Raw genomic sequence first — 26,419 nt, 5'->3', positions numbered from 1 at the left:
AACGAGACGCAATCGTTGCCGTATAAGCAAAATCAATGAAAAAAGTATCTCATAACCGCCACTATTGTCGCATTTTGGTATAGGATAGCGACGAATTTTCCCTCCTTGTTCGGAAATTGATGATGAGTCAACAACACACAACCCAGACATCTGGTCAGGGTCTGCTTGAGCGCGTGTTCAAACTGCGCGAGCACGGCACAACGGCACGCACCGAAGTGATCGCCGGTTTCACCACCTTCCTGACGATGGTGTATATCGTTTTTGTTAACCCGCAAATTCTGGGCGTTGCTGGCATGGATACCAGCGCCGTCTTCGTGACCACCTGTCTGATTGCCGCCCTTGGCAGCATCCTGATGGGCGTGTTCGCTAACCTGCCGGTTGCGTTGGCACCGGCAATGGGTCTGAATGCGTTCTTCGCGTTCGTGGTCGTTCAGGCGATGGGCCTGCCGTGGCAGGTTGGCATGGGCGCTATCTTCTGGGGCGCCGTTGGCCTGCTGCTGCTGACCATTTTCCGCGTGCGCTACTGGATGATTGCCAATATCCCGGTGAGCCTGCGCGTGGGTATCACCAGCGGTATCGGCCTGTTCATCGGCATGATGGGTCTGAAAAACGCCGGTGTGATCGTGGCGAACCCGGAAACGCTGGTGAGCATCGGCAACCTGACCTCTCACAGCGTGCTGCTGGGCGTGCTGGGCTTCTTTATCATCGCGATCCTGGCTTCCCGCAATATTCACGCGGCGGTGCTGGTGTCCATCGTGGTCACCACCCTGCTGGGCTGGATGCTGGGCGATGTCCAGTATCACGGGATCGTCTCCGCGCCACCGAGCGTCTCTACCGTTATTGGTCACGTTGACCTGGCGGGCTCCCTGAACCTCGGTCTGGCGGGCGTGATTTTCTCCTTCATGCTGGTTAACCTGTTTGACTCCTCCGGTACGCTGATCGGCGTGACCGACAAAGCGGGTCTGGCGGATGAGAAAGGCAAATTCCCGCGCATGAAGCAGGCGCTGTTTGTGGATAGCGTCTCCTCCGTGGCGGGCTCTTTCATCGGGACATCCTCTGTGACCGCTTACATCGAGTCCTCTTCCGGCGTGTCCGTGGGCGGCCGTACGGGTTTGACGGCGGTGGTGGGCGGCGTTCTGTTCCTGCTGGTGATCTTCCTTTCTCCGCTGGCGGGGATGGTTCCACCGTATGCGGCCGCAGGCGCGTTGATCTACGTTGGCGTGCTGATGACGTCTAGCCTGGCGCGCGTGAAATGGGAAGATTTAACCGAAGCGGTACCGGCGTTTATCACCGCCGTGATGATGCCGTTCAGCTTCTCGATCACTGAAGGTATTGCGCTGGGCTTTATCTCTTACTGCGTGATGAAGATCGGTACCGGCCGCTTCCGCGAGCTCAGCCCGTGTGTGATCGTTGTGGCGCTGCTGTTTGTGCTGAAGATTGTGTTTATCGACGCCAAATAAACAGCAAGCCCTTTTCTTCGAAAAGGGCTTTAGTGTTTGTTCCCTCTCCCCGTGGGAGAGGGCCAGGGTGAGGGCATCAGCCCGCACTTCACCCTTACGCCTTCACCCGCTTAATATAATCCCCAAACGCGGTCAGCTGACCAGAAAGATGGTCACGCGTGCTCTGATCCACCACTTCACCCGTCTGCGGGTCGACCTTATTCTGAATCACACCGCCCATAAACTCCGGCTTGTTCATCACCATCGCATCCAGGAACACCAGGATCTGGCGCAGGTGATATTGGCAGCGCGCGCCGCCAATCGCGCCCATCGAGCTGGTCTGGATCAGAACCGGTTTGCCTGACAGCGGCTGTTCAGGCAAACGGGACAGCCAGTCAATGGCATTCTTCAGGCCGCCCGGCACCGAGTAGTTATACTCCGGTGTGACGATGACCACCCCGTCAGCCTGGCGAATTTGCTCCGCCAGCGCCTCAACGCTCTGCGGGAATCCCTCTTCCTGCTGAACGTCAGCATCATAAAGCGGCATATCGCCAATGGGCGGCAGGGCACTAATTTCCATCCCCGCAGGTGCCAGCTGTGGCAGGGTGCGGGCGACCATCCCGTTAAATGAACCTTTGCGCAGGCTTCCCAGTAACGTAACAACTTTCAACGTATCAGACATGATTACTCCTGTTTCATCATGATGACCCTGAATGGATCAGCTAAGAGTGATTGCTTTTTCTGCCGGTAAACTGGTTAAACGCATCAGGCGCGCGGCGGGCTCGTTGGCGCGCTCGGGCACATCAGGAAGGCTACGCCATCCCTGTTGACTGTCAAATTCCCAGATTTTCATACGTTCGATCGCCGGGGTGACGGCAATCGACCAGATTAACACGTCCTCGGCATCGCTGAGCGCTTCAACCAACGTGGCTCTCGTGGCACGCAGGCGTCCCGATCCTGGCAGGAGTTGCAACAGGCTGGCATCGTCAGACGCACATCCACAGAGCTTACGAATGCTCTGACGCAGGGTGATGAGTTGGGCTCTGGCTTCAACAGGATCGTTTTGATTGCGTACCCAGAGCTTTTCATTGCTGGAGAGCGGGTAGTCGTTATGCGCATTAGCACCGTGGAAGCTGCGCATCGCGCGCTGAAGTTCCATATCCAGTCCACAGTCACCCTCGGTAGTGAGCGCGACACCAATAATGTTGCCAGTATAGGCGATGGAAAACCGGGGGAGTTCCGGGTCAGCGAAGACCGGACGGCCTTCTGGCTGGATAATAATGTCCGGCAGCTCACTGGTGCCGTAGAGCATGAACATAAGCTCGGCGAGAAGTGCTCTGGAGGCTAAAAACCGCGTCCTGCGGTGCTCCGGAAGCGTGAGCGCTTCAGTGTGACAGGCTGAAGAAATTCTGGCCGATACGAGATGTCCGTCTGTAAGTATCCCTCTTGCAAAGTGCGTTGCCATTTTTCGCTCCTTGATAATGGTCGTAATCGGTTAAACGGTTACATGATTATCGCTTAACTTGACTCCTGTTTTAATCAGTAAATCGGCGTAAGAGAAGACTTAGGACCGAACTTTACATTTTCTTAGGCAAAAACAGGACCTGGAGCGGCGTACAGCGCTTTGATTGTCTCACGCAACCAAAGGATTTTGGGGTTATGGCTGTTCCGTTGATGCCAGATCATGGTGAAGGGCACGGTCAGCTTTTCAGCCTGCGCTTCGTCAATGGGAATAGGAAGCGCGATCAGTTTTCGCTGGTGGAGCTGATTGTAGTGATGGCAGTAGTACGGTGCGGTGGCGATATAGTTATGGTCGGGCTGTGCAGCCATAAACATCGACTGCTCGAAGCCGGGCAGGCTCATGGCGATATTACGCTCGCGCCCCATCTCTCTTAGCACCTCGTCGAGCGCCCAGGTGTCGCTGCGTTCCCAGAAAATGCTGATATGCGGGTAGCGCAGAAAGGTCTCCAGGTTCCACTCCTCCTGGAGCGCTGGATGATCCTCACGCAGATACACGCACGGACGGTCACTAAACAGGATCTCGTAGTCGATAAACCACGGTAACAGCTTCAGCAGCTCACGGGAGCGCGGGTGCGTTTCGCGCCCGGTGAATCCCAGATCCACCTCTCCACGCGTAATGGCATCCAGCGAATCGTAATCCCAGTGGCGCATCTTCACCGTAGCCTGCGGATAGCGCTGATTCACCTGCTCCAGCAGGGCGTTAAAGCGGATCAGCATCAACGGCGTTTCGGCGGCCAGCACGAACGTCAGCCCGCCCGGGGAGTCATGGTGAAATTTATCGAGGATCTGATTGCCAATCTGCATCCAGTCGGCCAGATCCTGCTCCAGGCTTACCGTCAGCGGGGTGGGCAGCAGCCCTAACGGCGTTTTCACAAACAGCGGGTCTTCGAACCAGTCGCGCAGCTTGGCCAGTGATTTACTCACCGCAGACGGCGTCACGTTCATCCGCTTCGCGGCTTTGGTGACGCTGCGCTCCTGCAGCAAAAGCTGCAGGCAAAGCAGGAGATTAAGATCGAGACTGCTGATGGGCTTCTTCATAATGCGCCGCGGGCTGGATGACCATAAGTAAGGTAATGCAGACAATGCTACAGCCAATCAGAATCCCGATCAGCATATTCAGCGCGTTAAGACCAAGAACGGCTGCCAGCCAAATCCACAGCGATGAACCGCAGACCTGCGCAATGCCCAATACCGAACTCGCTACACCCGCGCGCAGCGAGAACGGCCCGAGCGCCTGGCTCATCGCCACGCCAAAGCCGACGGAAAAACCGGCGCAGATGAGCGTGATGCCCACCAGCATCACCGCGTGCGAACTCGCAGTCGCCAGAATCACGCCTGCGGCAAGGAACAATGCCTGTGAGGCCAGCATTAGCGTGCGCTGGCGAAAAATGTTCAGCGCAAACGGGGTAGAAAATGAGACAGCCATACTGACCATCGCGGTCAGTGCCATTACCGTTGAATACTGACCGCGGTCGAAGCCCATGGTTTCCATCAGCAAGACAGGGGAAACGTTTACATAGGTCAGGATCACCGCCACGCTTAACGTGGTCACGGCCAGTCGGCTGAGGAAAAAGCGGTTAAGCAGCTTTTCAACTGGGTGAAGGGTTGCGGTGTGGCCCGTATTCTGCGAGCCGGGATGGGTCTCTTTCAGTACGGTGATAGACAAAATAAAGACCAGCGCACCCATCGCCGCCATGGTCCAGAACAGGCTCTGCCACGGGAATTTCAGCATGATCAGGTAGCCCACTACGGGTGCCAGCACCGGGATGATGCAGGTAATACCGTTCAGCATCGACAGCACTTTTGCGCGGCGCTGGGCGCTTAAGGTGTCGCGCAAAATGGCAAAAGCGACGACGTAACAGCCACCGGCGCCAATGCCCTGAATGAAGCGGCCCGACAGGAACAGGGTGCTGTTTTGCGCCTGTGAGCAGAGAATGGACGCCAGGGCAAAAATGATGGCACCCGTTATCGCGACAGGCTGACGGCCTGCTTTATCCGCAATCTTCCCGGCAAACACCATCGACGACGCCATCCCCGCGAGGTAGGCCGAAAACGCGATGTGCAGCTGCGCTTCGCTGGCGCCCAGATCGCGGGCGATGTGGGGGAGTCCCACCAGATACATATCAATGCCCGACGGATAAAGCAGAACCAACGCGAAACTACAAAACAGAAAACGAGCCATAAACCCCCCATAGATGCAGGCATGCAGCATAGGGGGTGAAAAGAGATAAGGCGAGTTGCCATTTGGATAATGGTGATTTCCCTGGAGGAAATCACCATTACTGAGCGGGGATTACTTACCGATACAGAAGCTTGAGAAGATCCTTCCCAGCAGATCGTCCGACGTAAACTCCCCGGTGATCTCGCTCAGATTCTGCTGCGCCAGACGCAGCTCTTCCGCCAGCAGTTCGCCCGCCCACGCGCCGATCAGCTGCGCTTTACCCTGAACAAGGTGGTTCGCCGCCTCTTCCAGCGCCTGCAGGTGACGGCGACGCGCCAGGAAGCCGCCTTCCATGCTGGTGTCGAAGCCCATGCTCTGCTTGAGATGGTTACGCAGGTCGTCAACGCCTTCACCGGTACGCGCCGAAAGGCGAATCAGTGAGTGACCGTTCACATCGCTGATGCCCAGCGTTTCGCCGGTGACGTCCGCTTTGTTACGCACCACGGTGATCGGCAGCTTGGCCGGAAGACGGGCGATAAAGTCTGGCCAGATTTCAGCCGGGTCGACGGCGTCGGTCGTGGTGCCGTCCACCATAAACAGCACGCGGTCGGCCTGCTCGATCTCCTGCCAGGCACGTTCGATACCGATGCGTTCGACCTCGTCGCTGGCGTCGCGCAGACCGGCGGTGTCGATGATATGCAGCGGCATCCCGTCGGTGTGGATATGCTCACGCAGCACGTCGCGGGTGGTTCCGGCGATATCCGTCACGATTGCCGCTTCACGGCCCGCCAGGGCGTTCAGCAGGCTTGATTTACCGGCGTTAGGGCGACCGGCAATCACTACCTTCATCCCTTCACGCAGCAGGCTGCCCTGACGTGCTTCGGCACGCACGGCGTCGAGATCGTTCATCACCTGGTTGAGCTGGGCTTCGATTTTACCGTCAGAGAGGAAGTCGATCTCCTCATCCGGGAAGTCGATAGCCGCTTCCACGTAGATGCGCAGGTGAGTAAGTGCTTCCACAAGGTGATTAACGCGCGCGGAGAATGCCCCCTGCAGCGAGTTCAGGGCGGAGCGGGCCGCCTGTTCAGAGCTGGCGTCGATCAGATCAGCAATCGCCTCGGCCTGCGCCAGGTCGAGCTTGTCGTTGAGGAAAGCACGCTCGGAGAACTCGCCCGGCTTCGCAATGCGCAGGCCAGGCAGGGTCAGAATACGTTTTAACAGCAGGTCGAGGATAACCGGGCCGCCGTGGCCCTGCAGCTCCAGCACGTCTTCGCCGGTAAAGGAGTTCGGGCCGGGGAACCACAGCGCAATGCCCTGATCCAGCGTGGTGCCGTCGGTATCTTTAAACGGCAGGTAATCAGCGTAGCGCGGCTTTGGCAGTTTACCCAGCACCGCTTCGGCCACCTCGCGCGCCTTCAGGCCGGAGATGCGCAGAATGCCTACACCACCGCGTCCCGGTGGGGTTGCCTGGGCGACGATAGTGTCGTTATGGCTCATGGTTGGTCTCGTTCAATACAAATAAAAAAGGCGGTCAATCGACCGCCCTTATTTTAGCGTTAACTTACCGAATCAGGACTTTTTCTTTTCGCGGCTATGCAGGCCACGTTTTTCCAGACCACGGTAAATCAGCTGCTGCTGGATGATGGTCACCAGGTTGCTGACGATATAGTACAGCACCAGACCTGACGGGAACCACAGGAAGAACACGGTGAAGATGACCGGCATAAAGGTCATGATCTTCTGCTGCATCGGGTCGGTCACGGTGGTCGGCGACATCTTCTGGATGAAGAACATCGTCACACCCATCAGGATCGGCAGGATGTAGTACGGGTCCTGTGCAGACAGGTCATGGATCCACAGTGCAAATGGCGCGTGGCGCAGCTCAACGGAGCCCATCAGCATGTAGTACAGCGCAAGGAAGATTGGCATCTGAATCAGCAGCGGGAAGCAACCACCCAGTGGGTTTACTTTCTCTGCTTTATACAGGGCCATCATCTCCTGACTCTGACGCTGTTTGTCATCGCCCAGACGCTCACGCATAGCCTGAATCTTCGGCTGCAGCATACGCATCTTCGCCATGGAGGTGTACTGCGCTTTAGTCAGCGGGTACATGATGCCACGTACGATGAAGGTGATAACGATGATGGAGAAGCCCCAGTTACCCAGGAAGCTGTGGATGAACTTCAGCAGCTTAAACAGCGGCTGAGAGATGAGCCGCAACCAGCCGTAATCGACGGTCAGATCCAGGTGCGGCGCAACAGCAGCCATTTTGTCCTGGATTTCCGGGCCGACCCACAGGGTGCTTGCCAGCTTACCGGTTTGACCCGGCTGAACCAGAACTGGCTGAGACTTGTAGCCGATGGCGGCAATACCGTTGCTCAGGTTCGCGGTGTAGAAGTTATTCGTACCGTCGTTATTCGGGATCCACGCGGTCGCGAAATACTGCTGCAGCATGGCCACCCAACCGCCTTTGGAGCTGACGTTCAGGTTTTCGTTATCGGCAATGGTGTCGAATTTGTATTTCTCGTACTTCGCATCAGGAGTGGAGTACGCCGCGCCGCGGAAGGTATGCAGCGCAAAGTTGCTACTTCCGGTGTCACGGTGGGACGGCAGATTGATGGACTGCTTCAGCTGACCAAAGGTCGAGATTTCCAGCGGTTTCTCACCGGCGTTCTGTACGCTGTAACCCACGTTCACCGCATATTCACCGCGTTTCAGGGTGAAGGTTTTGGTGAAGGTGTTGCCCGCGGCGTCGGTATAGGTCATCGGGATAGCGAGTTCGTTCTGACCATCGGCCAGCACAAAGGTATCACTCTCGACGGTATACAGCGGACGCGCGCCGTTAGCCGGGTTATCCGGGCCATCACGACCGGTCAGGCCGCTCTGAGCCTGATACAGGAACTCAGGTGTGGTTTCCAGTAACTGGAACGGTTCGGTAGACTTCAGCTCTTTCGGGTAGGTCAACAGCAGCGCCTGCTCAACATCACCACCACGGGTGTTGATAGTCAGCTCAAGCACATCGGTCTTAACCGTAATCTGTTTCCCCTGGCCACTGGCCGGTACGCCCTGGTCGGCGGCACTCCCCTGGCTGCTCGTCGTCTGCGTGGTCTGCTGCTGGGGTTGAGGATTTTTATCCTGTTCCCATGCTTGCCAGATCATGAAAGAGACGAACAACAAAGCGATGATAAGAAGATTGCGTTGCGAATCCATCGTTAGTGTTCTCTGGTATCAAAGGGTCCTGGAGGGACGGGGTCGTCTCCACCTGGGTGTAAAGGGTGGCATTTTAATACGCGTTTCACCGTCAACCAACTGCCTTTTATCACTCCAAACCTGCGCAATGCCTCAATTCCGTAGCTTGAGCACGTTGGCGTGAAACGGCAATGTGGCCCGAGTAGCGGACTAATCAGGCGCTGATAGACCCGAATGAGGGCTATCAGGACCCGTGAGCCAGGCGACAGTGGCGGCGCCATAATTTTTCCAACGCTTCCGAGAGAGCACGGTTATCGAGGTCGGCAACCCCCCTTTTCGCCACCACCACGAAATCCATAGAAGGCAGTTCGTGTTGACGTAAACGGAAGCTTTCACGCGTCAGACGTTTAATCCGATTGCGTTCATGCGCACGCTTAACATTTTTCTTGGCGACTGTGAGACCGATGCGGGGATGCCCCAGCGAATTTTGGCGGCCGAGGATGGTGATTTGCGGCGTGCCAGCCCGTTGTGGCTGCTGGAAGACGAAAGTGAAATGAGTGGGAGTTAACAAACGTAACTCCCTGGGAAATGCTAGCTTAACCACTCAGGGGTTAGCTTTATTACTTGGAAACGGTCAGACGAGCGCGGCCTTTAGCACGACGACGTGCCAGAACCTGACGACCATTTTTAGTAGCCATACGAGCACGGAAGCCGTGAGAACGGTTGCGCTTCAGGACAGACGGTTGAAAAGTGCGTTTCATGGCGATTTCTACCTAAACTTGAATAAATTCACTGACTTTTGCGTATACCCGAACGAGTTTCGAACGACTAACGCCTCAGCGTGGGTGATTAAAGAGGCCGGATTGTAATAATTGTACACTCCGGAGTCAATTCTCTTTCCTTATTTCCCGCGTATTTCCGCACGTTTTCGCGTGGAAAATGAGCAACGGACGACGCAGGAAGATGAGCATCACGCGCCGGGTCGAGGATTATACGGGCTCCCGAACAAAGCGCAAGGATCGTCCCGGATCTTCGTTAGATCATTTAAGCAATAAATTGTCTGTGCTCATTAATTTTTCCAATATGCGGGCTAAATCGTGGGGCACTCGCGTCAGGATCGTTTACACTTACCCGGTTTCGGATCTTCCTGTGGATAAATCGGGAAGAATCTGTGAGAAACAGAAGATCTCTGGCTCAGTTTAGGCTATGATCCGCGGTCCCGATCGGGATCCCAGGATCCTGGTCAGGATTAAATTGCAGATAGCAATTCGCACATCCCCCTTTTGCACAGGGTCATGTCGATGTGCGCCAACAATCATGAATATTCAATAGTTTTCTTTTATTGTTCGAGTGGAGTCCGCCGTGTCACTTTCGCTTTGGCAGCAGTGTCTTGCCCGATTGCAGGATGAGTTACCAGCCACAGAATTCAGTATGTGGATCCGCCCGTTGCAGGCGGAACTGAGCGATAACACGCTGGCTTTGTATGCGCCAAACCGTTTTGTGCTCGATTGGGTAAGGGACAAGTACCTTAATAACATCAATGGACTGCTGAACGATTTCTGCGGGTCAGATGCCCCACAGCTGCGCTTTGAAGTGGGCACAAAGCCGGTCACCCAAACCGTACGTGAAACCGTGAACGTAGCCGCGCCAGCTCAGGCCGCACCTGCTCCGGCCCCTCGCGTCGCACCTGCTCGTCAGGGCTGGGATAACGTCCCTGCGCCCGCTGAGCCAACCTATCGCTCTAACGTTAACGTTAAGCACACCTTCGATAACTTCGTTGAAGGTAAGTCGAACCAGCTGGCGCGCGCGGCGGCCCGTCAGGTTGCTGATAACCCCGGTGGTGCTTATAACCCGCTGTTCCTTTATGGCGGCACGGGTCTGGGTAAAACGCACCTGCTGCATGCGGTGGGTAACGGCATTATGGCGCGCAAGCCTAATGCGAAAGTGGTGTATATGCACTCCGAGCGCTTCGTTCAGGACATGGTAAAAGCCCTGCAAAACAATGCGATCGAAGAGTTTAAACGCTACTATCGTTCCGTTGACGCCCTGCTGATCGATGACATCCAGTTCTTTGCCAATAAAGAACGATCGCAGGAAGAATTTTTCCATACCTTCAACGCCCTGCTGGAAGGCAATCAGCAGATCATTTTGACCTCGGATCGTTATCCAAAAGAGATCAACGGCGTTGAAGATCGTCTCAAATCCCGCTTCGGCTGGGGCCTGACCGTGGCGATCGAGCCACCGGAGCTGGAAACCCGCGTCGCGATCCTGATGAAGAAAGCCGATGAAAACGACATTCGCCTGCCGGGTGAAGTGGCGTTCTTTATTGCCAAGCGTCTGCGCTCCAACGTGCGTGAGCTGGAAGGGGCACTGAACCGCGTTATCGCCAACGCCAACTTCACCGGTCGTGCGATCACCATCGATTTTGTGCGTGAAGCGCTGCGCGATTTGCTGGCATTGCAGGAAAAACTGGTCACCATCGACAATATTCAAAAGACGGTGGCTGAGTACTACAAGATCAAAGTGGCAGATTTACTGTCTAAACGTCGTTCCCGCTCGGTGGCGCGTCCGCGTCAGATGGCGATGGCGCTGGCAAAGGAGTTAACCAACCACAGTCTGCCGGAAATCGGCGATGCGTTTGGTGGCCGTGACCATACGACCGTGCTGCACGCTTGTCGTAAGATTGAGCAGTTACGCGAAGAAAGCCACGACATAAAAGAAGATTTTTCCAATTTAATCAGAACATTATCATCGTGACGCTATGAAATTTACCGTTGAACGTGAACATTTATTAAAACCGCTGCAACAGGTGAGTGGCCCATTAGGTGGCCGCCCAACGCTGCCTATTCTCGGAAACCTGCTGCTTCAGGTCGCGGACGGTACGCTGTCGCTGACCGGCACGGATCTGGAAATGGAAATGATCGCGCGCGTTACGCTGACTCAGCCGCACGACGCGGGCGCGACCACGGTTCCGGCACGTAAATTCTTTGATATCTGCCGTGGGCTGCCGGAAGGCGCTGAAATCGCCGTGCAGCTGGAAGGCGACCGTATGCTGGTGCGTTCTGGCCGCAGCCGTTTCTCGCTCTCCACGCTGCCTGCTGCAGATTTCCCGAACCTGGACGACTGGCAGAGCGAAGTTGAATTCACCCTGCCGCAGGCGACGATGAAGCGTCTGATTGAAGCCACGCAGTTCTCCATGGCGCATCAGGACGTTCGTTACTACTTAAACGGCATGCTATTCGAAACCGAAGGTGAAGAGCTGCGTACCGTAGCCACCGACGGCCACCGTCTGGCGGTCTGTTCTATGCCGATTGGCGACTCACTGCCAAACCATTCGGTGATCGTGCCGCGTAAAGGGGTGATTGAGCTGATGCGTATGCTCGACGGTGGCGACACACCGCTGCGCGTGCAGATCGGCAGCAACAACATCCGCGCACACGTGGGTGATTTTGTCTTCACCTCGAAGCTGGTTGACGGTCGTTTCCCGGATTATCGCCGCGTATTGCCGAAGAACCCGGACAAAACGCTGGAAGCAGGCTGCGACAGCCTCAAGCAGGCCTTTGCCCGTGCCGCGATCCTCTCTAACGAGAAATTCCGCGGCGTGCGCCTGTACGTGAGTGAAAACCAGATCAAGATCACCGCTAACAACCCGGAGCAGGAAGAGGCAGAAGAAATTCTGGACGTCACCTACGCCGGAACCGAGATGGAAATCGGCTTTAACGTCAGCTACGTGCTGGATGTGCTCAATGCGCTGAAGTGCGAGAACGTGCGTATTCTGCTGACCGACTCCGTTTCAAGCGTACAGATTGAAGATGCGGCCAGCCAAAGCGCGGCTTATGTTGTTATGCCAATGAGACTGTAATGTCGCTCACCCGTCTGTTGATCCGCGACTTTCGCAATATCGAAAGCGCGGATCTCGCTTTATCCCCTGGCTTTAACTTCCTGGTTGGCGCAAACGGCAGCGGCAAAACCAGCGTGCTGGAAGCCATCTATACGCTCGGCCACGGCCGGGCGTTTCGCAGTTTGCAGATTGGTCGCGTCATCCGCCACGAGCAGGAATCCTTTGTTCTGCACGGGCGTTTGCAGGGGGCGGAGCGGGAAACCGCCATTGGCCTGACCAAAGACAAGCAGGGCGACAGCAAGGTGCGCATTGACGGCACCGACGGCCATAAAGTGGCAGAGCTGGCGCTGCTGATGCCAATGCAGCTGATTACGCCGGAGGGGTTTACTTTACTCAACGGCGGCCCCAAATACAGAAGAGCGTTCCTCGACTGGGGATGCTTTCACAACGAAGCCGGTTTCTTTAATGCCTGGAGCAACCTGAAGCGCCTGCTAAAGCAGCGTAACGCCGCGTTGCGCCAGGTTACACGCTACGCTCAGCTGCGTCCGTGGGATAGGGAATTGATCCCTCTCGCGGAACAAATCAGCAACTGGCGTGCCGAATACAGCGCAGGTATCGCCGAAGACATGGCCGACACCTGCAAACAGTTTTTACCCGAATTCTCTCTCACCTTCTCCTTCCAGCGCGGCTGGGAGAAAGAGACGGATTATGCCGAGGTGTTAGAGAGAAACTTCGAGCGCGACCGCATGTTGACCTATACCGCGCACGGCCCGCACAAGGCGGATTTCCGCATTCGTGCCGACGGTGCGCCGGTGGAAGATACGCTGTCGCGCGGGCAGCTCAAGCTCCTGATGTGCGCGCTGCGCCTGGCACAGGGAGAGTTTCTCACCCGCGAAAGCGGAAGACGCTGCCTGTACCTGATAGATGATTTTGCCTCGGAACTCGACGACGCGCGGCGCGGGCTGCTTGCCAGCCGCTTAAAAGCCACGCAGTCGCAGGTTTTCGTCAGCGCCATTAGCGCTGAACACGTTATAGACATGTCGGACGAAAATTCGAAGATGTTTACCGTGGAAAAGGGTAAAATAACGGATTAACCCAAGTTGAAATGAGCGAGAAACGTTGATGTCGAATTCTTATGACTCCTCCAGTATCAAAGTCCTGAAAGGGCTGGATGCGGTGCGTAAGCGCCCGGGTATGTATATCGGCGACACGGATGACGGCACCGGTCTGCACCACATGGTATTCGAGGTGGTAGATAACGCTATCGACGAAGCGCTCGCGGGTCACTGTAAAGACATCGTGGTCACCATCCATGCGGACAACTCCGTCTCCGTCACCGATGATGGTCGTGGCATCCCAACCGGTATTCACCCGGAAGAGGGCGTCTCTGCGGCGGAAGTGATCATGACCGTCCTGCACGCAGGCGGTAAATTCGACGATAACTCCTATAAAGTTTCCGGCGGCCTGCACGGCGTAGGCGTCTCCGTGGTTAACGCCCTGTCGCAGAAGCTGGAGCTGGTTATTCAGCGCGAAGGCAAAATTCACCGTCAGCTCTATACCCACGGCGTGCCGCAGGCACCGCTGGCCGTCACCGGCGATACCGACAAAACCGGTACCCTGGTACGTTTCTGGCCGAGCCATGAAACCTTCACCAACGTCACCGAGTTCGAGTACGACATCCTGGCGAAACGCCTGCGCGAACTGTCGTTCCTGAACTCCGGCGTGTCTATTCGCCTGAAAGATAAGCGTGACGGCAAAGAAGACCACTTCCATTACGAAGGTGGTATCAAAGCGTTTGTTGAGTATCTGAACAAGAACAAAACGCCAATTCACCCGAATATCTTCTATTTCTCCACCGAAAAAGACGGTATCGGTGTGGAAGTGGCGCTGCAGTGGAACGACGGTTTCCAGGAAAACATCTACTGCTTCACCAACAACATTCCACAGCGTGACGGCGGTACGCACCTTGCAGGCTTCCGTGCGGCGATGACCCGTACCCTGAACGCCTAGATGGACAAAGAAGGCTACAGCAAGAAAGCGAAAGTCAGCGCCACCGGTGACGACGCCCGTGAAGGCCTGATTGCCGTGGTTTCCGTGAAGGTGCCGGATCCGAAGTTCTCCTCACAGACCAAAGACAAGCTGGTCTCTTCCGAGGTGAAATCGGCGGTTGAGCAGCAGATGAACGAACTGCTGAGCGAATACCTGCTGGAAAACCCGTCCGACGCGAAAATCGTGGTGGGCAAAATTATCGATGCGGCGCGTGCCCGTGAAGCGGCGCGTAAAGCCCGTGAAATGACCCGTCGTAAAGGCGCGCTGGACTTAGCAGGCCTGCCGGGCAAACTGGCTGACTGCCAGGAACGTGACCCGGCGCTGTCCGAACTGTACCTTGTGGAAGGGGACTCCGCGGGCGGTTCTGCTAAGCAGGGCCGTAACCGTAAGAACCAGGCGATCCTGCCGCTGAAGGGTAAAATCCTCAACGTTGAGAAAGCCCGTTTCGACAAGATGCTCTCTTCTCAGGAAGTGGCGACGCTTATCACCGCGCTGGGTTGCGGCATCGGCCGTGATGAGTACAACCCGGACAAGCTGCGCTACCACAGCATCATCATCATGACCGATGCGGACGTCGACGGCTCGCATATCCGTACGCTGCTGTTGACCTTCTTCTATCGTCAGATGCCTGGAATCGTTGAGCGTGGCCACGTCTACATTGCACAGCCGCCGCTGTACAAAGTGAAGAAAGGCAAGCAGGAACAGTACATTAAAGACGACGAAGCGATGGATCAGTACCAAATCGCGATCGCGCTTGATGGTGCGACCCTGCACGCGAACTCTCACGCCCCTGCACTGGCCGGTGAGCCGCTGGAGCGTCTGGTGTCCGAGTTCAACGCCACGCAGAAAATGATCACGCGTATGGAACGCCGTTATCCGAAAACGCTGCTGAAGGAGCTGGTTTATCAGCCAACCCTGACCGAAGCCGATCTGAGCGACGAGCAGACCGTGACCCGCTGGGTGAACGCTCTGGTGACCGGTCTGAACGAGAAAGAGCAGCACGGCAGCATGTGGAAATGCGATATCCAGCAGAACGCCGATAAGCAGTTCGAGCCTATTATTCGCGTGCGTACCCACGGTGTTGATACCGACTACCCGCTGGAACACGAGTTTGTGACCGGTCCGGAATACCGCCGTATCTGCTCGCTCGGCGAGACACTGCGCGGGCTGATCGAAGACGATGCATTCATCGAACGTGGCGAACGTCGTCAGCCGGTAGCCAGCTTCGAGCAGGCGCTGGACTGGCTGGTGAAAGAGTCCCGTCGTGGCCTCGCGATCCAGCGCTATAAAGGACTGGGCGAAATGAACCCGGACCAGCTGTGGGAAACTACCATGGATCCGGAAAGCCGCCGTATGCTGCGCGTGACCGTTAAAGACGCGATTGCTGCGGACCAGCTGTTCACGACCCTGATGGGCGACGCGGTTGAACCACGTCGTGCCTTCATCGAAGAGAACGCCCTGAAAGCGGCAAATATCGATATTTAATCGTCGTTATACCGCACGATAACTGGCCGCGCTTTTAGCGCGGCTTTTTTATGGGCGCAGGCATATCCAGTGACATCACGGACGGTAAACGGCTCGCCAGCGTATCTATCGCTATTCTTACCCTCAGCGGCAGATGCGGCGTTTGCTGCCACACCGCATGAACGTCGAAATGCACATCCGGTGCCTGCTTCAGGAGCGGGACGAGCTTACCCTGATGAATATCTTTGACGACCATCCAGCAGGGCAGCCATGCAATGCCGTGTCCGGCCAGCGCAGCGTCGCAGATCGCCTGCAAATCATCCATGTTGAGCGACGATCGGGGGGTAAAGGTGCGCGACGTTCCTTCGCTATCCATCAGCTGCCAGGGCAACACTCTGCCTGCGCGCAGATAGTTAATGGCCGTATGCTGGGGTAAATCATCAACGCTTTGTGGCTGGCCTTTCTTCAGCAGATACTCCGGCGCGGCGCACAGCACCATGCGGTGTTCGCCCAGCCTTCTGGCGACCAGCACGCTGCTGTCCTGAAGCGTGCCGTTACGCACCGCCATATCAAACCCTTCCTCCACCAGGTCCACCACGCGGTCGCTGAATGACATTTCCAGTTCAAGCCCGGGGTGTTCCTGCGCTAGTGCGATCAGCAGCGGGGCGACGCACTGGCGACCAAACAGCACCGGCATGGCAATGCGCAGGCGGCCGCTGACCTGCTGTTTTCCGGTTTCAAGCAGCGATTCCGCGCCCCGAATCTCCTCAAGCGCCCGCAGGCAGCGCTCATAAAAAAGGGCGCCGTTATCGGTCAGACTCTGGCTGCGGGTGGTGCGGTGAAAAAGACGTACCCCCAGCCGCTCTTCAAGGCGGGCAATGCTTTTTCCTACCGCCGAGCGTGACAAATGCAGACGAATGGCGGCCTGCGCGAAACTTCCCGCCTCAACGGCGGCCACAAAAACAGGAATATCCTTCAGCGTATCGGTCATGGATTGTATCTATTCTGGCGTCAATGAAGAGAAAACTTATCGCCACTGGCGACGCTTAGTCAACGGTAGACTGTCGTTACTAAAGCTCAACTGATGGCAGGAGACAGACAATGACAGAGACAATGCAACGCTGGTCCATGGACGCCCTTGGGCGCGAGAGCCTCAAGCTCATAAAGGAACCCGTTCCACAGCCCGGCCCGGGTGAGATCCGCGTGCGGGTGAATGCCGTTGCGCTTAACTATCGCGATAAAATGGTTGTTGAAGGCACAATGCCGATCCCGCTTTCCTTCCCGTTTACCCCGGCGTCGGATATGGCGGGCGTGGTGGACAGCATTGGAGAAGGTGTTACGCGCTTCAAACCCGGCGCGCGGGTCATCTCAACCTTCTTCCCTGAGTGGATCGACGGTAAGCCGCAGGCGGACGCGCGCAATCTGCCCTATAAAACGTCCGGCGGATACTTCCAGGGCATGCTGGCCGAGTACGTGATTGTGAAGGAAGACGCGCTGGTGGCCTCTCCGGAGACCCTGGATGACGCCGAGGCCAGCACGCTGCCCTGCGCAGGGCTTACCGCCTGGTTTGCGCTGGTGGAACGCGGTCAGCTGCGCGCCGGGCAATCGGTGCTGGTGCAGGGCACGGGCGGCGTGGCGCTCTTTGCTTTGCAAATCGCAAAAGCGCACGGCGCAGAGGTGTTTGTCACCTCGGGAAGCGATGAAAAACTGGCGCAGGCCAAAAAACTGGGGGCTAATCAGGGTATCAATCGTCTGAAGGGCGACTGGGCTGAAAATACGCTGGCGCTCACGCAGGATCGCGGCATCGACCATATTATCGAAACTGTAGGGGGAGAGAACCTGAAGCATTCCCTGCGCGCCGTTGCCGTTCACGGGCGTATCTCCGTGATTGGCGTGCTGGCCGGGACAGAGATTACGCTCTCAGCTGGTGAACTGCTGCTGAAATCCCCCGTCATTCAGGGGATTGGAGTAGGCCACCGCCGGGCGCTGGAAGATTTCGTCCGCGCCGTGGATGTGACCGGACTGAAACCTGTGATCGAACATCGCTACCGTTTTAACGAGCTTGAACAGGCGTTTGAACACCTCGATCGCGGCGCGTTTGGCAAAATCGTCCTTACCCGCGAGTAAGTCAGCGCTCCCCGGGATTTGCGTAAAAGGGGTATTTCTGTTGCGCAATGTAGCTCTATTTTTGTGGGCTTAATCGCGTTAGCATGAGGCAGCACTCATTTATCCCGGGGATCTCATGGCTATCAAACTCATTGCAATCGACATGGACGGCACGCTGCTGCTGCCAGACCACACCATCTCTCCAGCCGTTAAAAACGCGATCGCCGCCGCCCGCGAGAAGGGCGTGAATGTGGTCCTGACCACGGGCCGTCCGTATGCAGGCGTACACAGCTACCTGAAAGAGCTGCACATGAATCAGCCTGGCGACTACTGCATCACCTATAACGGTGCGCTGGTGCAGAAAGCCGCAGACGGCAGTACGGTGGCGCAAACCGCACTGAACTATGATGACTACCTGTTCCTGGAAAAACTGTCCCGTGAAGTGGGGTCGCACTTCCACGCGCTCGATCGCAACACGCTGTACACCGCTAACCGCGACATCAGCTACTACACGGTGCATGAATCCTTTGTCGCGACGATCCCGCTGGTGTTCTGTGAAGCCGAGAAGATGGACCCGGCGACCCAGTTCCTGAAAGTGATGATGATCGACGAGCCTGAAATCCTGGATAAAGCCATCGCACGCATTCCGGCGGAGGTAAAAGAGAAGTACACCGTGCTCAAAAGCGCGCCGTACTTCCTCGAAATCCTCGATAAACGCGTTAATAAAGGCACGGGCGTAAAATCGCTGGCCGATGCTTTAGGCATTAAGCCTGAAGAGATCATGGCGCTGGGCGATCAGGAAAACGACATCGCGATGATTGAATTTGCAGGCATGGGCGTGGCGATGGATAACGCCATTCCGTCCGTGAAAGAAGTGGCCAACTTCGTGACCAAATCCAACCTGGAAGACGGTGTTGCCCACGCGATCGAGAAGTTTGTGCTGCAGTAACGCTTATTTTTAGTCATCAGCCTCGGTTATCAACCGGGGCTTTTTTTTGCGCTGGATTTATTGAATTGTTCTTTTTGTGATCTTGATTGTAGTACAACATTAAATGATTGTACTACATTACCACCACAGCAAAGACGAACACCTTCACGTTTGTACTGCAAAAGTGAGGTGAAATTCAGCGGTCGCGGTAAAGTAGTGATGGACATACAGAGCACAAGGACTCTCCATGACTCTCAATAAAACCGATCGCATCGTCATCACGCTGGGCACCCAGATTGTGGGGGGCAAATACGTTCCCGGTTCACCGCTGCCAGCAGAGGCCGAACTGTGCGAGGAGTTTGAAACCTCGCGCAACATCATCCGGGAAGTGTTCCGCTCGCTGATGGCGAAACGGCTGATTGAAATGAAACGGGACCGCGGCGCGTTTGTTGCCCCGCGCAACCAGTGGAACTACCTCGATACCGACGTTCTGCAGTGGGTGCTGGAAAACGACTACGACCCAAGGCTTATCGGTGCGATGAGCGAGGTACGAAACCTGGTTGAACCGGCCATCGCCCGCTGGGCGGCGGAGCGCGCAACGTCCGGTGATTTGGCGCAGATTGAGTCGGGTTTAAACGACATGATCGCCAATAACCAGAACCGGGAAGCGTTTAACGAGGCGGATATTCGCTACCACGAAGCGGTGCTGCAGTCGGTGCATAACCCGGTATTACAGCAGCTTAGCGTGGCGATCAGCTCGCTACAGCGAGCAGTATTTGAACGTACCTGGATGGGCGATGAGGCCAACATGCCGAAAACGCTCCAGGAACATAAAGCGCTGTTCGATGCGATACGGCATCAGGATGGCGATGCGGCAGAGCAGGCGGCACTTACCATGATCGCCAGCTCGACACGAAGGCTGAAGGAAATCACATGACATCTCGCTACATCGCAATTGACTGGGGATCGACCAATCTGCGCGCCTGGCTTTATAAGGGCGAGCAGTGCCTGGAGAGCAGGCAATCAGAAGCAGGCGTGACGCGCCTGAACGGTAAATCCCCCGAGGCGGTGTTAGCAGAGGTCACACAAAACTGGCGCGATAGCGCCACGCCGGTGGTAATGGCGGGTATGGTCGGCAGTAACGTAGGCTGGAAAGTTGCGCCTTATCTGCCGGTTCCCGCCCATTTCTCCGCTATTGGCGAGCAGTTAACGTCCGTTGGCGACAATATCTGGATTATTCCCGGCTTGTGCGTCTCTCGCGACGATAACCACAACGTGATGCGCGGCGAAGAGACGCAGCTGCTTGGCGCGCGCACGCTTTCTCCTTCTTCTGTCTACGTCATGCCCGGAACGCACTGCAAGTGGGTCCAGGCTGATGCTGAGCAAATCCACGATTTTCGCACCGTGATGACTGGCGAGCTGCACCATTTGCTGCTCAACCACTCGCTGGTGGGAGCCGGTTTGCCGGAGCAGGAAGTCTCGTCAGAGGCGTTTGCTGCCGGGCTTGAACGTGGGATCGCTTCTCCTGATGTTTTGCCGCAGCTTTTTGAGGTTCGCGCCTCGCACGTGCTGGGAAATCTCCCGCGCGAGCAGGTCAGCGAGTTTCTCTCCGGCCTGCTGATTGGCGCAGAGGTCGCCAGCATGCGTGATTTCATCGCGCACGAGCAGGCCATCACCATTGTCGCCGGCGCATCGCTGACGTCGCGCTACGAGCAGGCGTTTCGCGCCGTTGGGCGTAATGTTGCAACGGTATCCGGCGACACGGCATTTCAGGCAGGAATAAGGAGCATCGCTCATGCAGTGGCAAACTGATCTTCCCCTTATCGCGATTTTGCGCGGCATTACGCCCGATGAGGCGTTAGCCCACGTCGGTGCGGTTATCGACGCCGGATTCGACGCGGTAGAAATCCCGCTCAACTCGCCGGAGTGGGAAAAAAGCATTCCGGCCGTGGTGGAGGCGTTCGGTGAGAAGGCGCTGGGTTGGCGCAGCACCGTGCTGCACCCGGAGCAGGTGGATGACTGGCGAAATGGGCTGCAAGCTATCGTCACGCCCAACATTCAGCCTGAGTGATCCGCGCGCGTGGGTACGGCATGACCGTCTGCCCGGGATGCGCCACCGCCACGAGCCTTTACTGCCCTGGATGCGGCGCAAGTCGCTCAAAAATTCCCGTCCATCGGCTTTTGGACCGGACTACATCAAAGCGTTGAAAGCGGTATTGCCTGCCAGCGTGCCGGTCTTTGCCGTGGGCGGCGTAACGCCAGAAAAACCTGGGCCAGTGGATGAGCGCGGGCTGTGTGGGCGCGGGGCTGGGCAGCGATCTGTATCGCGCCGGGCATCCGTGTAACGTACCGCACAGCAGGCGGCAGCATTTGTGAAAGCGTATCGAGAGGCAGTGAAATGAAAATAACCAAACTCACCACGTACCGTTTACCCCCTCGCTGGATGTTCCTGAAAATCGAAACCGATGAAGGGGTTGTGGGCTGGGGCGAACCGGTGATTGAAGGACGCGCGCGCACCGTAGAAGCGGCGGTGCACGAGCTGGGTGAATACCTGATTGGTCAGGATCCGGCACGCATCAACGACCTGTGGCAGGTGATGTACCGCGCGGGCTTCTACCGCGGGGGGCCGATTCTGATGAGCGCATCGCCGGTATCGACAGCGCTGTGGGATATCAAAGGCAAAGTGCTGACGCGCCGGTCTGGCAGCTGATGGGCGGCCTGGTGCGCGACAAAATTAAAGCTTACAGCTGGGTCGGCGGCGACCGTCTGCGGAAGTGATCGACGGCATCACGCAGCTGCGCAACATTGGCTTTGATACCTTCAAGCTCAACGGCTGCGAAGAGATGGGCATTATCGACAACTCGCGTGCGGTCGATCGCGCGGTGAATACCGTGGCGCAAATCCGTGAAGCCTTCGGCAACGAGATTGAGTTTGGGCTGGATTTCCACGGACGCGTCAGCGCGCCGATGGCCAAAGTGCTGATTAAAGAGCTGGAGCCGTATCGTCCGCTGTTTATCGAAGAGCCGGTGCTGGCCGAGCAGGCCGAGTACTATCCGAAACTGGCTGAACAGACCCACATTCCTATCGCGGCGGGTGAACGTATGTTCTCGCGCTTCGAGTTTAAACGCGTGCTCGAAGCGGGCGGCATTGCCATCCTGCAGCCGGACCTCTCTCACGCGGGCGGCATCACCGAATGCTACAAAATTGCCGGGATGGCCGAAGCTTACGATGTGGCGCTGGCGCCGCACTGCCCGCTCGGACCGATCGCGCTGGCTGCCTGTCTGCACGTCGACTTTGTTTCCCGTAACGCGGTGTTCCAGGAACAGAGCATGGGGATTCACTATAACAAGGGCGCGGAACTGCTCGATTTTGTGAAAAACAAAGAAGACTTCTGCATGGAAGGCGGTTTCTTTAAACCGTTAACGAAGCCGGGCCTTGGCGTGGAAATTGACGAAGCCAAAGTTATTGAGCTCAGTAAAAACGCGCCAGACTGGCGTAACCCACTATGGCGTCATGAGGACGGCAGCGTAGCGGAGTGGTGATCGCCCTCCCGTAGGCGCTACCTGACGCTAATCATGATCTTTATTACCGTGGTCATTTGCTATGTCGACCGCGCCAACCTTGCCGTGGCATCGGCTCATATTCAGGAAGAGTTTGGCATCACCAAGGCGGAAATGGGCTACGTCTTCTCGGCGTTTGCCTGGCTGTATACGCTCTGCCAGATCCCCGGCGGCTGGTTCCTTGACCGCGTGGGTTCACGTCTGACCTACTTTATAGCCATTTTCGGCTGGTCCGTGGCGACCCTGTTCCAGGGCTTCGCGACCGGGCTGATGTCGCTGATTGGCCTGCGCGCGATCACTGGGGTTTTCGAAGCGCCCGCGTTTCCTACCAACAACCGCATGGTGACCAGCTGGTTCCCGGAACATGAGCGTGCCTCCGCTGTTGGCTTTTATACCTCCGGACAGTTTGTCGGCCTGGCGTTCCTGACGCCGCTGCTGATCTGGATCCAGGAGCTGCTGAGCTGGCATTGGGTGTTCATCGTCACCGGCGGGATTGGCATTATCTGGTCGCTGATCTGGTTCAAGGTTTACCAGCCGCCGCGTCTGACCAAAAGCATCACCAAAGCCGAGCTGGACTACATCCGCGACGGCGGTGGCCTGGTGGATGGCGATGCGCCGGTGAAAAAAGAGGCGCGCCAGCCGCTGGCCAAAGCGGACTGGAAGCTGGTCTTCCACCGTAAGCTGGTGGGTGTGTATCTGGGCCAGTTCGCTGTGACCTCCACGCTGTGGTTCTTCCTGACCTGGTTCCCGAACTATCTGACCCAGGAAAAGGGCATCACGGCGCTGAAAGCGGGCTTTATGACCACCGTGCCGTTCCTCGCGGCGTTTTTCGGCGTGCTGCTCTCCGGCTGGCTGGCCGATAAGCTGGTGAAAAAGGGCTATTCGCTGGGCGTGGCGCGTAAAACGCCGATTATCTGCGGGCTGCTGATCTCAACCTGCATCATGGGTGCCAACTACACCAACGATCCGGTGTGGATTATGACCCTGATGGCGGTGGCGTTCTTCGGTAACGGTTTCGCCTCTATCACCTGGTCGCTGGTGTCGTCCCTCGCGCCAATGCGGCTGATTGGCCTGACCGGCGGCGTGTTCAACTTTGTCGGCGGGCTGGGCGGGATCACCGTACCGCTGGTCATCGGCTACCTGGCGCAGGACTACGGCTTCGGCCCGGCGCTGGTCTACATCTCCGCCGTGGCGCTGATCGGCGCGCTCTCCTACATCCTGCTGGTGGGCGATGTGAAACGAGTAGGCTAATCCCTGCGGATGTTTTACCCTGATGCACTCACCGTGCATCAGGGTATCCTCATGAAACAAATCACCTTCACTTCCCGCCATCACCAGCTCACGAATATTAATACCTGGACCCCAGACAGCCAGTGGCTGGTCTACGACGTACGCCCGTCTGGTGCGTCATTTACCGGCGAAACCATTGAGCGGGTCAATGTCGCTACGGGTGAGGTGGAGGGGATCTATCGCGCCACTGACGGCGCGCATGTTGGCGTGGTGACCGTTCATCCCACACAGGATAAATACGTCTTTATCCACGGCCCGAAAAACCCGGACGCAGACTGGCACTATGATTTTGATCAGCGCCAGGGAGTCATTGCCTGTAACGGTCAGGTGAGCAATCTTGACGCGATGGATATCACTGCGCCCTACACCGCAGGCGCGCTGCGCGGCGGCAGCCATGTGCACGTCTTTAGCCCGAACGGGCAGCTCGTCAGCTTCACCTATAACGACCACGTGCTGCACGAGCGCGATCCGAAGCTCGATTTACGCAACGTCGGCGTGGCTGCACCTTTCGGCCCGGTGAACCCGCAGGGGAATCATCCGCGTGAATATCCGGGAACCTTCTGGAGCGTGCTGGTCAGTCGCACCACGCCTAACCCGCAGCCGGGTAGCGATGAAATCAACCGCGCTTATGAAGAGGGCTGGGTAGGCAACAACAGGCTGGCGTTTATCGGCGACACGCTGTCTGAAAAGGGCGAAAAAGTACCCGAGCTGTTTATTGTCGCGTTACCGCAGGACGATCGGGGCTGGAAACGAGCGGGTGATGCGCCGCTGCAGGGAACGCCAGAGACTCTGCCAGCGCCACCTGCCGGGGTGATGCAGCGTCGATTGACCTTCACTCACCAGAACCGTTATCCGGGGCTGGTGAACGTGCCGCGCCACTGGGTACGCAGTAATCCGCAGGGGACGCAGATTGCCTTTCTGATGCGTGATGAAAACGGTGCGGTTCAGCTGTGGTTAATCTCTCCCGAGGGCGGCGAGCCGCGCCAGTTAACCCATACGGAGAGCGGGATTCAGTCTGCATTCAACTGGCACCCTTCCGGGAACATGCTGGGATGTGTGCTTGAAAACCGGATCGCCTGCTGCGACGCGCAGACCGGAGAGGTGACGTTTTTGACGTCCGATCACGGCAATCCACCGTCTGCGGATGCGGTCGTGTTCTCGCCTGACGGGCGCTCTATCGCCTGGATGGAAGAGACGGACGGTTTCCGCCAGCTGTGGCTAACGGAAACCGCTGAGGACTAACGCGGGGGCATTGCAGCGGGCGGGATGACGGCGTTGGTCGCCAGATTTTCCTGCTCGCTTTTCTCAACGCGTGAGCGCACGGAACTGTCCGTGCGGAACATGTCCCACGGGAGTAGCAGCGTATCGGCGACTGCCGTGAAAGGCATATCCAGGATAACCAGAGATTTGGTTCCCCAGTTTGTGTCGTCATCGGAAATCATGGCCGCACTGGCGCGCGTCCCCGGATATGTTCCTTCTTTACCGCCGGTGTGAGACATCACGCTCGAGCACCCGCAAAGTAATACCACCCCGCTGAACGCTGTCAGCTTTATCAGAACATTTTTCATCATCACTCAGTCATCGTTAATAACACTGCATCGACCTGCAACTCAGGGTTATAGCGAGCCTTACCCTAAATGAATAGCCCGAAAACCCCGCACTGTGGCAGCCATCGCAATTTAACTCTTTGTGCTGTTGTCCCAGTCTAAGCGACAACCCGCAGAGTGCAAAAAAATCTCACATCAATACGCTTGAAAAGCTCGTATCCAGACCCATTTTAAGAATGTGGCCCGATAACGAACTCGCCTGATGGGTGTTCGGGGGCACAAAGGCCTGTCCATGGTGGAAGGCTACATTTTCTCGCTGATTTCAGGAGTTTTATTTATGCGTAACTTCGATCTTTCTCCGCTATACCGTTCTGCAATTGGTTTTGACCGCCTGTTTAACCATTTAGAAAATAACCAAAGCCAGAGCAACGGCTACCCTCCATACAATGTTGAGCTGGTTGACGAAAACCACTACCGCATCGCTATTGCCGTCGCCGGTTTTGCAGAAAACGAACTGGAGATCACCGCGCAGGACAACCTGCTGGTGGTGAAAGGTTCCCATGCGGCCGAGCAGAAAGAACGTACCTACCTTTATCAGGGCATCGCCGAGCGCAACTTTGAACGCAAGTTCCAGTTAGCCGAGAACATTCACGTTAAAGGCGCGAACCTGGTTAACGGCCTGCTGTTTATCGAACTGGAACGTGTGATTCCGGAAGAGAAAAAACCGCGCCGTATCGAAATTAACTAATTACGCGGGTCGCGTGAGCGGCCCACCCAGAATTGCTTGCCGTAACGGGAGCATATGCGAATCCATCAGGATTTGCAGGAACAACTGCGCACAAAATTAAACTGTGCCGAACTCGCTTCTCAGAAGGAGATTTAGTATGCGTAACTACGATTTATCCCCCCTGCTGCGTCAGTGGATTGGTTTTGACAAACTGGCTAACGCCCTGCAAAGCACCACCGAGCAACAGACGTTTCCGCCGTACAATATCGAAAAAAGCGACGATAACCACTATCGCATCACCCTTGCGCTGGCCGGTTTCCGCCAGGACGATCTGGATATCCAGCTTGAAGGCACGCGTCTGACCGTGAAAGGGACGCCGGAAAAACAAGAGACCGAGACCAAATGGCTGCATCAGGGGCTGGTTAATCAGCCGTTTAGCCTGAGCTTTACCCTGGCAGACCATATGGAAGTGTCCGGCGCGACGTTTACCAACGGGCTGCTGCATATCGACCTGCTCCGCAACGTGCCGGAAGCCATCGCGCCGCAGCGTATCGCCATTAGCGAGCGTCCGGCGTTGAATAGCTAATAGTGTGCGGG

At 56.6% G+C, this 26,419-nt stretch carries 23 protein-coding genes, 4 pseudogenes and 1 other annotated feature; of the genes and pseudogenes, 15 read left to right on the top strand and 12 right to left on the bottom strand.

The features are described 5' to 3' along the window. Positions 1–122: 122 nt before the first annotated feature. The gene (gene adeP / locus ENTMO_RS0101715; RefSeq protein ID WP_010426567.1) at positions 123–1,460 is read left to right on the top strand and encodes an adenine permease AdeP; all 1,338 of its coding nucleotides are present in this window, start codon (positions 123–125) and stop codon (positions 1,458–1,460) included. 94 nt (positions 1,461–1,554) lie between these two features. Here adeP and ENTMO_RS0101710 read toward each other — a convergent pair whose 3' ends face one another. The 10 genes and pseudogenes from ENTMO_RS0101710 to ENTMO_RS26980 all read right to left on the bottom strand — a co-directional run. Next, positions 1,555–2,121, bottom strand: a complete 567-nt coding sequence (locus tag ENTMO_RS0101710) for an NADPH-dependent FMN reductase (protein WP_010426565.1) — start codon at positions 2,119–2,121, stop codon at positions 1,555–1,557. A 36-nt stretch (positions 2,122–2,157) separates the two neighbouring features. Then, on the bottom strand, positions 2,158–2,904 hold the full coding sequence (locus ENTMO_RS0101705; RefSeq protein WP_010426564.1) for a 4'-phosphopantetheinyl transferase family protein: 747 nt from the start codon (positions 2,902–2,904) through the stop codon (positions 2,158–2,160). A 122-nt stretch (positions 2,905–3,026) separates the two neighbouring features. After that, positions 3,027–3,998, bottom strand: coding sequence for an HTH-type transcriptional regulator YidZ (gene yidZ, locus ENTMO_RS0101700; RefSeq protein ID WP_010426563.1), 972 nt, complete (start codon positions 3,996–3,998; stop codon positions 3,027–3,029). Continuing rightward, a complete protein-coding gene (locus tag ENTMO_RS0101695; protein ID WP_010426562.1) occupies positions 3,967–5,142 on the bottom strand; it encodes an MFS transporter in 1,176 nt (391 codons plus the stop codon). The genes yidZ and ENTMO_RS0101695 overlap by 32 nt, the downstream gene beginning before the upstream one ends. 111 nt (positions 5,143–5,253) lie before the next feature. Further along, a complete protein-coding gene (gene mnmE, locus ENTMO_RS0101690; protein WP_010426561.1) occupies positions 5,254–6,618 on the bottom strand; it encodes a tRNA uridine-5-carboxymethylaminomethyl(34) synthesis GTPase MnmE in 1,365 nt (454 codons plus the stop codon). Between the two features lie 72 nt (positions 6,619–6,690). Further along, positions 6,691–8,331, bottom strand: a complete 1,641-nt coding sequence (gene yidC / locus ENTMO_RS0101685) for a membrane protein insertase YidC (protein ID WP_010426560.1) — start codon at positions 8,329–8,331, stop codon at positions 6,691–6,693. Positions 8,332–8,333: 2 nt separating this feature from the next. Beyond that, on the bottom strand, positions 8,334–8,591 hold the full coding sequence (gene yidD, locus ENTMO_RS24890) for a membrane protein insertion efficiency factor YidD (protein ID WP_001307474.1): 258 nt from the start codon (positions 8,589–8,591) through the stop codon (positions 8,334–8,336). Next, entirely contained in the window at positions 8,555–8,914 is a 360-nt protein-coding gene (gene rnpA / locus ENTMO_RS0101680; RefSeq protein WP_010426559.1) for a ribonuclease P protein component, read from the bottom strand. The genes yidD and rnpA overlap by 37 nt, the downstream gene beginning before the upstream one ends. A 16-nt stretch (positions 8,915–8,930) precedes the next feature. Then, positions 8,931–9,071 carry a 50S ribosomal protein L34 gene (gene rpmH / locus ENTMO_RS24535; RefSeq protein ID WP_000831330.1) on the bottom strand — a complete coding sequence of 47 codons (141 nt, stop codon included), beginning with the start codon at positions 9,069–9,071 and terminating at the stop codon, positions 8,931–8,933. A gap of 228 nt (positions 9,072–9,299) precedes the next feature. Then, positions 9,300–9,350, bottom strand: a pseudogene (locus tag ENTMO_RS26980) (hypothetical protein); the annotation flags it as partial. A gap of 322 nt (positions 9,351–9,672) precedes the next feature. Here ENTMO_RS26980 and dnaA point away from each other — a divergent pair. The 4 genes and pseudogenes from dnaA (at position 9,673) to gyrB (ending at position 15,685) form a co-directional block, all read left to right on the top strand. Then, positions 9,673–11,067, top strand: coding sequence for a chromosomal replication initiator protein DnaA (gene dnaA / locus ENTMO_RS0101675; RefSeq protein ID WP_010426558.1), 1,395 nt, complete (start codon positions 9,673–9,675; stop codon positions 11,065–11,067). Between the two features lie 4 nt (positions 11,068–11,071). Then, entirely contained in the window at positions 11,072–12,172 is a 1,101-nt protein-coding gene (gene dnaN, locus ENTMO_RS0101670; protein WP_010426557.1) for a DNA polymerase III subunit beta, read from the top strand. Next, positions 12,172–13,245, top strand: coding sequence for a DNA replication/repair protein RecF (gene recF / locus ENTMO_RS0101665; RefSeq protein ID WP_010426556.1), 1,074 nt, complete (start codon positions 12,172–12,174; stop codon positions 13,243–13,245). The genes dnaN and recF overlap by 1 nt, the downstream gene beginning before the upstream one ends. A 28-nt stretch (positions 13,246–13,273) precedes the next feature. Beyond that, positions 13,274–15,685, top strand: a pseudogene (gene gyrB / locus ENTMO_RS23650) (DNA topoisomerase (ATP-hydrolyzing) subunit B). Between the two features lie 34 nt (positions 15,686–15,719). On the opposite strand, the gene ENTMO_RS0101655 reads toward gyrB, so the two are convergent. Then, complete coding sequence (locus tag ENTMO_RS0101655; RefSeq protein ID WP_010426555.1) at positions 15,720–16,655, bottom strand: LysR family transcriptional regulator; 936 nt, start codon at positions 16,653–16,655, stop codon at positions 15,720–15,722. A gap of 110 nt (positions 16,656–16,765) precedes the next feature. Between ENTMO_RS0101655 and ENTMO_RS0101650 the strand changes: the two genes are divergently transcribed. The 8 genes and pseudogenes from ENTMO_RS0101650 to ENTMO_RS0101615 all read left to right on the top strand — a co-directional run bounded on the left by ENTMO_RS0101650 (position 16,766) and on the right by ENTMO_RS0101615 (position 24,790). Beyond that, the gene (locus ENTMO_RS0101650) at positions 16,766–17,791 is read left to right on the top strand and encodes a zinc-dependent alcohol dehydrogenase family protein (RefSeq protein WP_010426554.1); all 1,026 of its coding nucleotides are present in this window, start codon (positions 16,766–16,768) and stop codon (positions 17,789–17,791) included. Between the two features lie 115 nt (positions 17,792–17,906). Beyond that, a complete protein-coding gene (gene yidA / locus ENTMO_RS0101645) occupies positions 17,907–18,719 on the top strand; it encodes a sugar-phosphatase (protein WP_010426553.1) in 813 nt (270 codons plus the stop codon). 226 nt (positions 18,720–18,945) lie between these two features. Further along, positions 18,946–19,635, top strand: a complete 690-nt coding sequence (gene dgoR, locus ENTMO_RS0101640) for a D-galactonate utilization transcriptional regulator DgoR (RefSeq protein WP_010426552.1) — start codon at positions 18,946–18,948, stop codon at positions 19,633–19,635. Then, the gene (locus ENTMO_RS0101635) at positions 19,632–20,510 is read left to right on the top strand and encodes a 2-dehydro-3-deoxygalactonokinase (RefSeq protein ID WP_010426551.1); all 879 of its coding nucleotides are present in this window, start codon (positions 19,632–19,634) and stop codon (positions 20,508–20,510) included. Before dgoR ends, ENTMO_RS0101635 begins: the two co-directional genes overlap by 4 nt. Beyond that, a pseudogene (locus ENTMO_RS23645) lies at positions 20,494–21,100 on the top strand (2-dehydro-3-deoxy-6-phosphogalactonate aldolase). The gene ENTMO_RS0101635 and the pseudogene ENTMO_RS23645 overlap by 17 nt, the downstream one beginning before the upstream one ends. Further along, a pseudogene (gene dgoD, locus ENTMO_RS23640) lies at positions 21,097–22,240 on the top strand (galactonate dehydratase). The pseudogenes ENTMO_RS23645 and dgoD overlap by 4 nt, the downstream one beginning before the upstream one ends. Before the next feature lie 33 nt (positions 22,241–22,273). Continuing rightward, on the top strand, positions 22,274–23,509 hold the full coding sequence (locus tag ENTMO_RS0101620; protein WP_010426549.1) for an MFS transporter: 1,236 nt from the start codon (positions 22,274–22,276) through the stop codon (positions 23,507–23,509). 51 nt (positions 23,510–23,560) lie between these two features. Continuing rightward, positions 23,561–24,790 carry a DUF3748 domain-containing protein gene (locus ENTMO_RS0101615; protein ID WP_010426548.1) on the top strand — a complete coding sequence of 410 codons (1,230 nt, stop codon included), beginning with the start codon at positions 23,561–23,563 and terminating at the stop codon, positions 24,788–24,790. Here ENTMO_RS0101615 and ENTMO_RS0101610 read toward each other — a convergent pair. Next, positions 24,787–25,119, bottom strand: a complete 333-nt coding sequence (locus ENTMO_RS0101610) for a YceK/YidQ family lipoprotein (protein WP_010426547.1) — start codon at positions 25,117–25,119, stop codon at positions 24,787–24,789. The two genes, ENTMO_RS0101615 and ENTMO_RS0101610, sit on opposite strands and share 4 nt — an antisense overlap. Positions 25,120–25,367: 248 nt before the next feature. Beyond that, positions 25,368–25,439, top strand: a sequence feature (ROSE (Repression Of Heat Shock gene Expression) occurs in the 5'-region of heat shock genes and acts as an RNA thermometer to modulate expression.). Between ENTMO_RS0101610 and ibpA the strand changes: the two genes are divergently transcribed. Continuing rightward, positions 25,433–25,843: a small heat shock chaperone IbpA gene (ibpA, locus tag ENTMO_RS0101605; RefSeq protein WP_010426546.1), complete on the top strand. Its 411-nt coding sequence runs from the start codon at positions 25,433–25,435 to the stop codon at positions 25,841–25,843. Its footprint overlaps the feature before it by 7 nt. 136 nt (positions 25,844–25,979) lie before the next feature. After that, positions 25,980–26,408: a small heat shock chaperone IbpB gene (ibpB, locus tag ENTMO_RS0101600; RefSeq protein ID WP_010426545.1), complete on the top strand. Its 429-nt coding sequence runs from the start codon at positions 25,980–25,982 to the stop codon at positions 26,406–26,408. Positions 26,409–26,419 lie beyond the last annotated feature (11 nt).

Source organism: Enterobacter mori LMG 25706, from assembly GCF_000211415.1.
Taxonomy (GTDB): Bacteria; Pseudomonadota; Gammaproteobacteria; order Enterobacterales; family Enterobacteriaceae; genus Enterobacter; species Enterobacter mori.
This window is presented reverse-complemented; position numbering and strand designations above follow the sequence as displayed.

Excerpts from the sequence above, each read along its gene's own strand:
- adeP (WP_010426567.1), top strand. The coding sequence starts at position 123 with ATGAGTCAACAACACACAACCCAGACATCTGGTCAGGGTCTGCTTGAG.
- ENTMO_RS0101710 (WP_010426565.1), bottom strand. The coding sequence starts at position 2,121 with ATGTCTGATACGTTGAAAGTTGTTACGTTACTGGGAAGCCTGCGCAAA.
- ENTMO_RS0101705 (WP_010426564.1), bottom strand. The coding sequence starts at position 2,904 with ATGGCAACGCACTTTGCAAGAGGGATACTTACAGACGGACATCTCGTA.
- yidZ (WP_010426563.1), bottom strand. The coding sequence starts at position 3,998 with ATGAAGAAGCCCATCAGCAGTCTCGATCTTAATCTCCTGCTTTGCCTG.
- ENTMO_RS0101695 (WP_010426562.1), bottom strand. The coding sequence starts at position 5,142 with ATGGCTCGTTTTCTGTTTTGTAGTTTCGCGTTGGTTCTGCTTTATCCG.
- mnmE (WP_010426561.1), bottom strand. The coding sequence starts at position 6,618 with ATGAGCCATAACGACACTATCGTCGCCCAGGCAACCCCACCGGGACGC.
- yidC (WP_010426560.1), bottom strand. The coding sequence starts at position 8,331 with ATGGATTCGCAACGCAATCTTCTTATCATCGCTTTGTTGTTCGTCTCT.
- yidD (WP_001307474.1), bottom strand. The coding sequence starts at position 8,591 with ATGGCGCCGCCACTGTCGCCTGGCTCACGGGTCCTGATAGCCCTCATT.
- rpmH (WP_000831330.1), bottom strand. The coding sequence starts at position 9,071 with ATGAAACGCACTTTTCAACCGTCTGTCCTGAAGCGCAACCGTTCTCAC.
- dnaN (WP_010426557.1), top strand. The coding sequence starts at position 11,072 with ATGAAATTTACCGTTGAACGTGAACATTTATTAAAACCGCTGCAACAG.
- recF (WP_010426556.1), top strand. The coding sequence starts at position 12,172 with ATGTCGCTCACCCGTCTGTTGATCCGCGACTTTCGCAATATCGAAAGC.
- ENTMO_RS0101655 (WP_010426555.1), bottom strand. The coding sequence starts at position 16,655 with ATGACCGATACGCTGAAGGATATTCCTGTTTTTGTGGCCGCCGTTGAG.
- ENTMO_RS0101650 (WP_010426554.1), top strand. The coding sequence starts at position 16,766 with ATGACAGAGACAATGCAACGCTGGTCCATGGACGCCCTTGGGCGCGAG.
- yidA (WP_010426553.1), top strand. The coding sequence starts at position 17,907 with ATGGCTATCAAACTCATTGCAATCGACATGGACGGCACGCTGCTGCTG.
- dgoR (WP_010426552.1), top strand. The coding sequence starts at position 18,946 with ATGACTCTCAATAAAACCGATCGCATCGTCATCACGCTGGGCACCCAG.
- ENTMO_RS0101635 (WP_010426551.1), top strand. The coding sequence starts at position 19,632 with ATGACATCTCGCTACATCGCAATTGACTGGGGATCGACCAATCTGCGC.
- ENTMO_RS0101620 (WP_010426549.1), top strand. The coding sequence starts at position 22,274 with ATGATCTTTATTACCGTGGTCATTTGCTATGTCGACCGCGCCAACCTT.
- ENTMO_RS0101615 (WP_010426548.1), top strand. The coding sequence starts at position 23,561 with ATGAAACAAATCACCTTCACTTCCCGCCATCACCAGCTCACGAATATT.
- ENTMO_RS0101610 (WP_010426547.1), bottom strand. The coding sequence starts at position 25,119 with ATGATGAAAAATGTTCTGATAAAGCTGACAGCGTTCAGCGGGGTGGTA.
- ibpA (WP_010426546.1), top strand. The coding sequence starts at position 25,433 with ATGCGTAACTTCGATCTTTCTCCGCTATACCGTTCTGCAATTGGTTTT.
- ibpB (WP_010426545.1), top strand. The coding sequence starts at position 25,980 with ATGCGTAACTACGATTTATCCCCCCTGCTGCGTCAGTGGATTGGTTTT.